Genomic DNA, 10,332 nt, shown 5'->3' with positions numbered 1-10,332 from the left:
GTCCTGGTCGAGAGGGCCCCCGACGTTCGGGACCCCATCCGAGTTGATGTTGATCGCGGCGACCGAGACCGTGAAATCCCCAACCGTTCCGGCGGGCAGAAAAACGCTCTCGACGTTGTTGCGCATATCCGCCGCGCCGCCGGTGATCGAGAAAGGGCCCGAAAAGACGTTCCCTTTGTAGATCTGGCCTCCGACGGTGACGGTCAGGTCGAGATCGTTATTGAAGGCGGGACCGGTCGTCGATCCCGGCGCGTCCGTCCAGGCCAGCGTGACTCGGAAGGGGTTACCGGGCTCCGCAACGGTGCCGGTGACGACGACCGTCTCGCCGCTAGCGGTGAACGTATCGTCGGGGCGCTGGTCGCGCAGTATGCGGGGGGTCGTATCGAAAGCCACCCCGAGGTCGACCGCACCCATACCCTGGCCGTTGGACCAAAGCGAATCGTTTGCTCCTTCACCCGTCAGATAACGGGCCGAGCTCATCAGGAAAGCTTTGGTCATGGCCGGGCTCGGAGGAGTCAGGCCCTGATTGATGAAGAGCTGCCGCACGAGGGCGGCGCTCCCGGCGACCGCGGGTGTCGAGTGACTGGTGCCCGAGGAAATGGTGTAGAACTGCTGGCCCGGCGGGAAGTAGAACCCGGTGGCGAGACCGCAGTTCGCCGAGCCGTCGAAGCAAGGGTGCGCCTGTCCGGTCTCGCCCGGGTCGGCGGCTTGGTAGACCCCTCCGCTGACGTGGGTGCCGGGAGCAACCAAATCGGGCTTGTTCCGGCCGTCCTCCGTGGGGCCGTGGCTCGAGAACCACGCGATGTCGTCGGCGTGGTCGGAGGCGATGTCGTCGACGCCGCAGCCGTCGAGGTCACCGAGGAAATGGACGTTCTCGCTCGCGCCGACGGAAATCACGTTCTTGGAAGTTCCCGGAGAGCGCAGACCCTCGAGGCCTTCGTTGCCGGCGGCAATCACGATCACCATCTCCTGATTTCCCGGCGAAGCGACGGCGGACGCGGAAGGCTGCGCGTCGCGGACGAGCGCGTCGAAAGCCTGTGCGGTGACGTCATAGGCGCCGTAGACGAGCCCACCCCAGCTGTTGCTGCTGATGCGAGCGCCATCGGCGTAAGCTCTCGACTGCAGATCGGGGAAGCTGGGAAAGGTATAGTCGGGCGCGAAGATCACCGACGATCCGACTCTGACGAACGGAGCCACTCCCAGGCCGAAGCGAAAGCCTTCGGCGTCGGCAAAAGGAAAGCCTGACCCGTCGTTGTATCCGGCGAGAATATGAGCGTTGATGTTTCCGTGCCCATCGCAACCTTCGAGCGTATTGCCGAAGAGGGGAGAGCCTTCGAGGCGGTTGTAGACGACCCGACTCGCAGCGGCCGGATTCCCACCGATATAGAGGCCCGGATGATTGGGAGAGGTCGTCGCGTTGTCGATACCGCTGTCGGAAATATCGACCGAGAAGCCTGACGAAGTGAACTGCTGCTGCGTGAAGCCCATGGCAGCGAGGAAATCGAGATAACCCGGATTCGTCCCCGAGAGACCAGAAGCCAGGATCTGCCCTTGTCGCTCACCCGATCGTTCCGGAGGGACGAACGGATGGATCGAGACGACGTCGGGCCGGGCGGCAACGGCGTCTACGTCGCCGGGATCGAGAGGGACGATGAGATTCAGGTAGTTCCGTATCCGGAACTGGCTCCGGAGCGCGCCTTTAGAAATGGCTCGTACCATTCTCACGGTGACCGCGTTGGCAGCGGGGTCGTCGATCAACTGGACCGCGTAGAGATCCTGTTCCTGTACCGAAGATGGTTGCAACGTCCGCTTACGGAGACCGCGCAGTTGCCGAGACCGGATCGCACGGGGATGAACCTTGTGCTCCCTTTGATAGGGCGCTTGCCATCCGACGAAGCGCTCCTCCCTTTGAAGCTCGGCGAGCGCTCCCATGCTAGCGGCGTCGGCATAGACGAGGTAGGCGTTGTGAGGAAGGTAGGTGACGACCTCGGCGCCGGTATCCCGAAGAGCGGCGAGCCATTCGGGCCTCGTCGGACCGACGAGTTGAACGATCTGCAGTCGCTTGCCGTCGAAACTTTCCCGAATCTGCCGACCGCCCCCCGAGGCAGCCCGTCGGGTATCGACGGGGCCGCTATTCAGCAGGACGAAGCGGTACTCGTCTAGAGTCTCGACCTCGGGAAGGCCGATCGTCTCCTCGGCGGTGCTTTCCGGAACTTCATAGAGCAGATAGCTGCCGTAGTCGGCGACGAGCTGGCCCCCGAGACGATCGAGCCGGTCAGCGAGAGATCGCTCCTTCACGCGCACCTTTCGACCACGCGAACTTACCTGGGCCTGAACGGCTGGCTTCTCGATGCTAGTGAGCACCCAGCCAAGAGTCGAGAGAAGCGAAGCGACGAGGAGGAGGCGGAGTGGCGATCGGCGGGATTTAGCCGAACGATTCCCGTGGCGCGTACTCGAGGACGCTCGCATCCTTGCCCCCCTTTCGGTACGGGCCAACCGGCGACAGGTCGCCGGACCCGTCTACATCAAGTGCTTTTTGGACGAGTCACTCGGAGGGGGGATGAAACGATTCCAGGGTTTCAATTTTTCGACCATGGCGGGCCTCCCCTCTGCCCGGGCGCGCGACAACGCCAGTTAGTCATACCCGACGGCCCAATGCAGTGTCAACCGTCACACGTCCCAATTGGCAGGGTGACGAAAAACTCAACCCACCCTGCGCGAGCGGAGCGAGCCCGGCGCGCTGGCCGCGCCGTAAGCAGCCCGAGCCGTGGCGGCACGATCGATTACGGGTCCCGCCACGGCCTTGAGCACTAGAATGCCAACCCGGTCGCCATCACCGGGGCAAGGAGCGTGGCTCCTCCGCGGGATCGGGGCTCGCAAGAGAGCCTGCAAGGCGCTCGGCAAGCTCCCCGGCGATCGAATCTCGTTTCTCGAGCGGCCAGGCGTGCCGCTCGGCCCACAGCCCCTGCTCATCACCGGAACGAAACAGGTAGAAGTCGACCTCGATTCGATCTTCGACCCGGTCGAGGCTCCCAGTGACGACGTAGGCCGCGTCGAGCTCGGCCGCGATTCGCGCGATACCTCCTTCCAGGTCCTTGAACATCAAGCTCTTCCGGGCGGGAACGACCTTTACCCGTTCGCCTTTCTCGAGCGAGGCGACGAGGGTCTCGGCGATCGTCGATGCGAGCAGCTCGAGCTCGGGATCTCCGCTGCGGTTGTCGAAGGGCATCACCGCCACGGTCTCGAGCGCTTCCAGTGAATGGGGCTTCAACCGGAGTCGCGGTGCGAATCGGCTGGCCACGACCGCCAGGAGCGCGCCTAGCGCGAGCAAGAGGATGACGACGGCTCGGCCCGGCATGTTCGAGCGATTATAATGTCGGCATGAAGAGCTTGGTGCTGGTCAAGCAGGTCCCCGACGCCAACTCAGTTTTTCGAATCAACGCCGAAGGAACGTGGATCGACGAATCCAACCTTTCGTTCGCCATGAACGACTACGACCGATATGCGCTCGAAGAGCTGTTGAAGCTCAAGGATGCGGGCAAGCTGGAGGAAGTCGTCGCCCTCACCGTGGGTTCCCCGGAGGCGAGCTCGGTGCTCAGAACATGCCTCGCGATGGGAGCGGATCGTGCGATTCACGTGAAGCACGAAGCCTCGTCGAGATTGGATCCGCTGAGCATCGCCCGCCTCGTCGTTGCCGCGACCCGCGACCAGGACTTCTCCCTGATCCTGGCGGGGCTCCAGGCCGACGACGACAATCACACGCAGATAGGGGGCCTCGTCGCCGGAGTTCTCGATTGGCCTTCCGCGACCGCCGTGATGAGTCTCGAGTTGAAAGATGGGGGAACACTCCGGGTCGAGCGCGAGCTCGAGAACAACGAGCTCCAGGTGGTCGACTTGAAGCTTCCCGCCGTCCTCAGCGTGCAAACGGGAATCAACTCACCTCGCTACGCCACTTTGAAGGGCATCATGGGGGCCAAGAAAAAGCCGGTAACAACCCTCACCGCCGCCGATCTGGGAGTGGAGGCAACGTCCGGTCTGCGATCGGTCTCGCTCTCCCCGCCCCCTACGGGAAAAGGTGCCGACGTACTCTCTGGCTCGCCCGATGAGGTCGCGACTCAGCTCGTGAGCCGCATTCGGGAGAAGACCGGGGTTCTCTGAGATGCAATCGAAGATCATCGTACTCGCGGAGCACGATGGCAAGGTGCCGAGGGAGATATCTCTCGAGCTTCTCGGCCTGGCCCACCGCATAAAAGAAGGAAGCGAGGTCAAGGCGGTTCTCCTGGGAAGCGGCATCGAGTCCGCTGCCGCGGAGCTTGCTTCGCGCGGAGCGGCGGAGGTGGTCTACGTCGAAGGCACGGCCGTCGAGAACTACAACGTCGATGCCTTTCGCAAGTCCATCGAGCCCATCCTGAACGACGAGGCACCAGACCTCGTCCTGATCGGCCACACCCCGAACGGCTGGGACGTCGCGGCTCCCTTGGCCGGGCGGCTCGGGGTTCCGCTGGTGACGGGCTGCGCGCAGATCACGATGTCGGACGAAAGGACGCTCTTCACCAGGAAGGCCTTCAACGGCAAGTTCGTCCACCAGGTCGAGGTCACGGGCGCTCGCCCCCTGCTGGCGACCGTGGACAAAGGCGCGTCGGCACCGTTCGACGGGACGACCTCGGGAACGGTACGAAAGATCGAATCCCGGTTGAGCCTCGAGGATCTGAGAGCGTCCTACATCGAGACCAGAGCCGGCGAAACCGGCGGGCTCGATCTGAGGGAAGCCGACGTCATCGTCTCCGCGGGACGCGGCGTCGGCGGCCCCGACAAGCTCGGGGTTGTTCGCGAGCTGGCCGAGGCGCTCGGAGGGCAGCTCGGCGCGTCCCGCGCCGTGACGGACGCGGGCTGGCTGCCTCACGAGCACCAGATTGGGTCGAGCGGCGTTTCCGTCAGTCCCAAGCTGTACGTGGCTTGCGGCATCTCGGGAGCGATTCAGCACGTGGTCGGAATGAAAGGCTCCGGCTACATCGTGGCGATCAACAAGGATCCGGACGCCCCGATATTCGGTGTCGCCCACGTCGGCGTGGTCGGAGATCTCTTCGAAATCGTGCCGGCGCTCACCAAGGCGCTGAGAGAAGCGAAGGGACGGTAGGAGCCTCCCTAGCCTGCTTTCGTTCTCGCGGACTCGCTCTCCTCTGACGAGAACTCTTGCCGAAGGGTGTAGCCAGGGTCAATGGCCTGGATCTGTTCGTAGATGCGCTGGGCCCTCTGATGGAGCCCTTCCTTCTCGTAAAGCTTCGCGAGCGATACGAGATAACGGGGCTCCCAAGGCTTCAGGTTTTGCGCGATCTTGAGGTTCTGCTCGGCATCCTGTCGCCACCGAGGGTTCTCGGCGAGCGCTTGCCCGAGGAGGTGAAAGCGCTCGGGGTCCGTACCGTCCGACAGCTCGATCGAGGCACGCAGGAGCTCGATGGCCCGCCAGTAGTCCTGCTCGCGCAAGGCCCTTTTGGCTCGCTTGAGGAGCCGTTCGGATTCCTCGGAGTCGAGCGGCCGAGTCCATCCATTCGGCACGTGTGGGGGCGCGGTTATGACTTCCCACCGCTCCTTGGTCTCCTGATACTGATCTTCGCGCTCCACCAGCCCGCCATAGGCAGTTGCCGTTGACGTCGAGGACAGTGTGACGAAAGCCTCCTCGAGACGCGCGTGCACGAAGGATAGCTTCTCCTGCAACTCCGTATCGGGAATGTGCTGAAAATTCTCCGGGGCGAAACGCTCGGTTCGCGCACGATAGGCCCGGTCGATCTGCAGGTAGCTGGCACCACGCTCGAGGCCGAGGACTTGCCAGTGGTTCTGGCACTGAATGCTGCTATAAACCTCGATCAGCTCCTTCTCTAGAGGCTCGACCTTCTCGGAATGGACCGGAATGCTCGGCCTCTCTTCGACCACCGCTTGCGTGTCCGATCGTTGCTCCACCGCCAGGATTCCGGACTGCTGTAACGCCACGAGGATTCGGAGAGTCTCGTCCTCGGCAAGCGGCGAAAGGCGGAGAATCTCCTCCACGGTATGCTCCGAATCGATCGAGTCCAGGACTCGGGCTTCCGCTTCGGAGAGCTTTATCGCGCGACCGAGTCGCTCCGTGTCGGGGGTCCGCGCCAGGACGTAGTCGTCGATGAGGATGTTCTCGCGGTAGAGTCCGATCTCGGGAAGCCGTTTCACCGCATCGAGAAAGACCTCTCCGACCGACACCGGCGAGAGCGTTACCGCCTCGATCGTTACCTTGTCCGAGAAGAGGAGCCTCGTCGGCGTGGAGACGAGAATCGCCGCTCCAATCTCGATGATTTGCGTGCGAACCGCGGACTCGATCTCACCCCCTCGGAGATAGCCGAGCTCCACGAGTATGCCGCCCAGCATTCGGCCGGAACGGATGTGGCGTGTCGCCTCCTCGAGCTGAGCTCTGGTGATACGGCCCATGCGCACGATGACCTCGCCGAGGCGTTCGTCGACCAGGCTGGATTTGGCGCCCACGATCTGACCGCCCTCGAAGAATACGAGCCGTTTGGCATCCCTGGTCTCGCAGATCAACGCACCGTTTCTCTGTCTCTCGGCCGCGCTGCGCATCGCCCGAGCCGCACGTGTATTGAAAGAATCCGTCATCACCAATCTTGAAGCAAGGTCGGGGCCAGATTTGCGCCGGGAATCATGAGCACAAGTACAATGTTCGTTAGGAGTTATAGGTTGCGATTCGCTCATCCCGAGTCGGTGGGTGGGAGAAAGCCTACACTGTCCCCGCCCAAACTTCCCCGGTCAGGCCGACCAGGACGTGACCGAGCGGGGGACGATCCGGATGAGAGGCCGTTCGCCGATACGGGCATTCTCGTACTGCGGGTACTTGCGCCGAAGCAGCCGAATCGCCTCGGCATGTTCCTTCGCGAAGCGGTCCGGCGGGGAGATCACCTCGGCTACCCCGCGGATCAGCACCCAGCGAAGCTCGGTCCAATCTCGGGAGTAATGGTCGAGTAGAAGACAGACGTTGGGATTTACCTCGATGTTGCGCAATCTTTTCAGCCGGCCCCAAGACGTGTTCTTCCTCTTGTCGTCGATGGGCGAATAGAAGCGACCTTCGGTGAAGACGAAGCAAACCGGGACCAGGCTCGGCCGTCCCTCTCCGTCGGCGGTGGCGAGCCGGGCGACGCCTTGTTTGCGAATGAACGCCTCGATCTCCGGTTCGATCGAGGGGATGCCTATAATGTCGTCGTCATGCGCCATGGGTTCATCGCCTGCGTCATTGTACTCGTCCTCGGCTCGGGGCCGCTCGATGCCCAGACCGGTCTCGACCTCATGGACGTCGACATCATGTTCGTCGGGGCCCATCCCGACGACGACACCGCGGTCCTCGCTACTCTCGCGCGTTACCTGCTCGATGAAGCATTCCGAGGGACGGTCGTCACCGCCACCGGTGGGGACGGTGGTGGCAACGCCATCGGCCCCGAAGCCGGGCGGGCACTCGCGCTCATCCGCAAGGAAGAAGAAAGGCGGGCACTCGCGCTCGTGGGCGTCGAGTCACCTTCCTTCCTCGGGCTCACCGACTTCTACTTCACCCTCTCGGCCGAGGAGGCGTCCCGGCGATGGGGCGAATCCTTCGTTTGCGATATCGTGCGCCACGTCCGTCTCGAGCGGCCCGAGGTCATCGTTACGATGTGGCCCGGTCCGGGAACACACGGTCAGCACCAGATGGCGGCCCGCGCAGCAACGATCGCCTACGCCAAAGCCGGTGATTCCGGCTTTTGCGGCGAGCACATTCGGGACGAGCACCTCGCGCCTTTCGAGCCGCTCAAGCTGTACTACGCTAATCGTGATGCGCCGACGACGGTCGCAATCCCGAGCTCGGATTTCTCGCGCGCGAGCAATCGGTCCTTCGCGGAGATCGCGGCTCTCGCCACATCGCAATATCGTTCGCAGGGCTTCGATCGCTTCGCCCGGATTCCCGTGGAAGACCCGCGGCCACAGCGATTCATGCTCGTTCGGTCGCGCGTACCCGTCGGTCAGCCCGAACGCCACTTACTCGAGGGGGCGCTCATCGGCGTCGGCTCCTCCCCCGCGGGGGTGCGCTTTGCGCTGGAGCCAGAGGCGTTCTCGACGGGCATCGGCCAGCCGCTCTTCGTCGCGGTCCGGCTCGAGGACGCTCGTGGCGAGCCGTTCGACAACGCCGTCGTGACGTTCCAGCCACCCGCAGGTTGGTCAGTGGAATCGACGGAGGGTGGGGCCATCCTGACACCGACCGACTCTGCCGCGCTCGACGTGAACGCGCGTCTCTTCGCGACCTATCGAACGGAGCACCAGGGCCATCCGATCGAGGGAAGCAACTTCACCTGGCTCAGGGCTCGGGCTCCGATCCGCGCGGAGTTCGTCCCGCTCTACGACATCGCCTCGTATCGTGATTTCGCCAGGGAGACCCGGACCGAATGGGTGATCGAGACTCTCCCGACACGGGTTCCGCTCTTGATAGGCCGCACGAACGACGTGAGGATCACCGTGTCGAATACCTCGGCCCAGTCGCAAAAAGGCACGGTAACGCTCGACCTTCCCGAAGGCGTCGTCCTCCGGAGCGGCGCGGAGTTCGTTGTCCCGGCTAGGGGCGAAGTGGAGCTTCGACTCGAGCTCGCGGTCGACGAGCGCGTTCTGCCGGAAGGCCGCCACTCGGCCAAAATACCTATGCGCGTCACAACCGAAGTGGAGGGGCGCACGAGCTCGGACTCCGCGGATGTCTACACGCTGCCCGTGCTCGAAATCCCCCGTGTGCCCTCTCCACCCCGGATCGATGGGGAGCTCGAGGACACGAATGGCTGGCCCGGAAGCGAAATCTCGCCGCGGGACCTCTGGTGGCGGCGCGAGCCCGACGGTGCCGCCGATTCGAGCGCAAGCTTCAGGCTAGCCTACGATGAAGATTACCTCTACATCGGCGCGCGAGTCCTCGACGATGTCGTCGTCTGCAACATCGCGCCCGACGACATCAAGGCGCAGCTGCGCTCCGACGCCATCGGAATCACCGTCGACCCTTCGGGCACGAGCCAGGACACCGCGACCGTTCTCCAGGCGGCGGCATTTCCCTGCACCACCGAGGGCTTCGGAGCCCGGGGCTTCCGCGATGCCGACGCGAATCAGGGACCCATGGAGCAAACCGCTCCCGGCATGGAGGTCGCCTCCCGGAGGAGCGAAGATGGGTATACGTTCGAAGCGAGGATCCCGTGGAACGCGATGCCTCACCAACCGAAACCGGGAGACGAGATCGGACTCAACGTCGTCATCTACGATGGCGATGACGCCGATGCACGCGTCGGCGCCAATATCTCCGAAAGCGGCCTCGCCTGGGCCGCGTTCGAATGGGGTGGGAAGCAGGCTCTACCCTATCTCTGGCCAAGGGTCGTCTTGGGAAGATAGACTGCAAGGGTGAAGAGAGCACTCTGGGCGTTCGTTGCCGGGACCTGCCTTTCGGGCTGCGGTGGCGGCGGAAATCCCCTTCCCACGGGTCCTTCTCCGGTCAGCACGACGGTCGAGTTCACGTTTACCGCGAGTCTTTCCGGGTCGGCCCTCGACTGCGCCGGGCAAGCGTACCTGTTCCCGAGTTGGTGGGGCTTCGCTCCGGTGACGATGGACGCCATCTCGACGGACCAGTTCCATCTTCTCTTCGAGCAGGTTCCCATCGGACATCAGAGCGTGCGTCTCGCGGCACCCGAGGGGTGCGGCTTCGAGAGTTTGACCGCCAACGGGGTGGCTCTTCGAAACATCGACAACGCCTTCCCGTTCACGGCCCATCCCGACGGCAGTGTCGCTCCCTGAAGCGTCGGTCTCGGTCGTGATCCCCACCCATAACCGTGGGGACGCCCTCGCTCGTGCCGTCACGTCGATTCAGGCGCAGACGGTGGCCCCGGCCGAAATCATCGTCGTCGACGATGGCTCGACCGACGGTTCGGCCGAGCGCATCCGAACCGAGTTTCCCCGGGTTCGCGTCGTGAGACAGTCGAATCTCGGTGTGAGCGCCGCACGAAACGCGGGCATCCGATCATCGAATGGAGAGCTCGTCGCGTTCCTCGATTCCGATGACGAGTGGCTTCCCCGCAAGCTCGAGCGACAGCTCGACGCTCTGGCCGCGAGTCCCGACGCCGTTCTCTGCCATACGAACGAGATCTGGATTCGCAACGGCCGCCGGGTCAATCCGATGAAGAAGCATCGAAAGTACGGCGGGGACATCTTCGAGAAGTCGCTTCCCCTTTGCATCATCTCGCCCTCGTCCTCACTCGTGAGCCGTCGTGTCCTCGACGCGGTCGGCTATTTCGACGAAAGCCTCCC

At 63.6% G+C, this 10,332-nt stretch carries 9 protein-coding genes; 5 read left to right on the top strand and 4 right to left on the bottom strand.

The window, feature by feature from the left end; all coding sequences use genetic code 11:
* On the bottom strand, positions 1 to 2,298 hold a 2,298-nt coding region (locus VEK15_32995), incomplete at its 3' end, for a S8 family serine peptidase (GenBank protein ID HXV65560.1).
* A gap of 535 nt (positions 2,299 to 2,833) precedes the next feature.
* On the bottom strand, positions 2,834 to 3,358 hold the full coding sequence (locus VEK15_32990) for a hypothetical protein (GenBank protein HXV65559.1): 525 nt from the start codon (positions 3,356 to 3,358) through the stop codon (positions 2,834 to 2,836).
* Positions 3,359 to 3,381: 23 nt separating this feature from the next.
* Between VEK15_32990 and VEK15_32985 the strand changes: the two genes are divergently transcribed.
* The gene (locus VEK15_32985) at positions 3,382 to 4,158 is read left to right on the top strand and encodes an electron transfer flavoprotein subunit beta/FixA family protein (GenBank protein HXV65558.1); all 777 of its coding nucleotides are present in this window, start codon (positions 3,382 to 3,384) and stop codon (positions 4,156 to 4,158) included.
* Between the two features lies 1 nt (position 4,159).
* The gene (locus VEK15_32980) at positions 4,160 to 5,137 is read left to right on the top strand and encodes an electron transfer flavoprotein subunit alpha/FixB family protein (GenBank protein HXV65557.1); all 978 of its coding nucleotides are present in this window, start codon (positions 4,160 to 4,162) and stop codon (positions 5,135 to 5,137) included.
* Between the two features lie 8 nt (positions 5,138 to 5,145).
* Here the strand turns inward: VEK15_32980 and VEK15_32975 are convergent, their stop codons facing one another.
* Both VEK15_32975 and VEK15_32970 read right to left on the bottom strand, forming a co-directional pair.
* Positions 5,146 to 6,603: a tetratricopeptide repeat protein gene (locus tag VEK15_32975; GenBank protein ID HXV65556.1), complete on the bottom strand. Its 1,458-nt coding sequence runs from the start codon at positions 6,601 to 6,603 to the stop codon at positions 5,146 to 5,148.
* A 186-nt stretch (positions 6,604 to 6,789) separates the two neighbouring features.
* Positions 6,790 to 7,251, bottom strand: coding sequence for a TIGR03668 family PPOX class F420-dependent oxidoreductase (locus tag VEK15_32970; GenBank protein ID HXV65555.1), 462 nt, complete (start codon positions 7,249 to 7,251; stop codon positions 6,790 to 6,792).
* Here VEK15_32970 and VEK15_32965 point away from each other — a divergent pair.
* From VEK15_32965 to VEK15_32955, 3 genes are all read left to right on the top strand, one after another.
* Positions 7,243 to 9,423 (top strand): sugar-binding protein, encoded by a 2,181-nt coding sequence (locus VEK15_32965; protein HXV65554.1) that lies wholly within the window; start codon positions 7,243 to 7,245, stop codon positions 9,421 to 9,423. The two genes, VEK15_32970 and VEK15_32965, sit on opposite strands and share 9 nt — an antisense overlap.
* 9 nt (positions 9,424 to 9,432) lie before the next feature.
* Positions 9,433 to 9,822, top strand: a complete 390-nt coding sequence (locus tag VEK15_32960; protein ID HXV65553.1) for a hypothetical protein — start codon at positions 9,433 to 9,435, stop codon at positions 9,820 to 9,822.
* A gap of 16 nt (positions 9,823 to 9,838) precedes the next feature.
* Positions 9,839 to 10,332: glycosyltransferase family 2 protein (locus VEK15_32955; protein HXV65552.1), on the top strand; the 494-nt coding region annotated here is incomplete at its 3' end.

This window comes from Vicinamibacteria bacterium, from assembly GCA_035620555.1.
Classification (GTDB): Bacteria; Acidobacteriota; Vicinamibacteria; order Marinacidobacterales; family SMYC01; genus DASPGQ01.
This window is presented reverse-complemented; position numbering and strand designations above follow the sequence as displayed.

Bases quoted from the DNA above. Each gene is read 5' to 3' on its own strand.
- VEK15_32975 (HXV65556.1), bottom strand. From the start codon at position 6,603: ATGCGCAGCGCGGCCGAGAGACAGAGAAACGGTGCGTTGATCTGCGAG.
- VEK15_32965 (HXV65554.1), top strand. From the start codon at position 7,243: ATGCGCCATGGGTTCATCGCCTGCGTCATTGTACTCGTCCTCGGCTCG.
- VEK15_32970 (HXV65555.1), bottom strand. From the start codon at position 7,251: ATGGCGCATGACGACGACATTATAGGCATCCCCTCGATCGAACCGGAG.
- VEK15_32985 (HXV65558.1), top strand. From the start codon at position 3,382: ATGAAGAGCTTGGTGCTGGTCAAGCAGGTCCCCGACGCCAACTCAGTT.
- VEK15_32980 (HXV65557.1), top strand. From the start codon at position 4,160: ATGCAATCGAAGATCATCGTACTCGCGGAGCACGATGGCAAGGTGCCG.
- VEK15_32990 (HXV65559.1), bottom strand. From the start codon at position 3,358: ATGCCGGGCCGAGCCGTCGTCATCCTCTTGCTCGCGCTAGGCGCGCTC.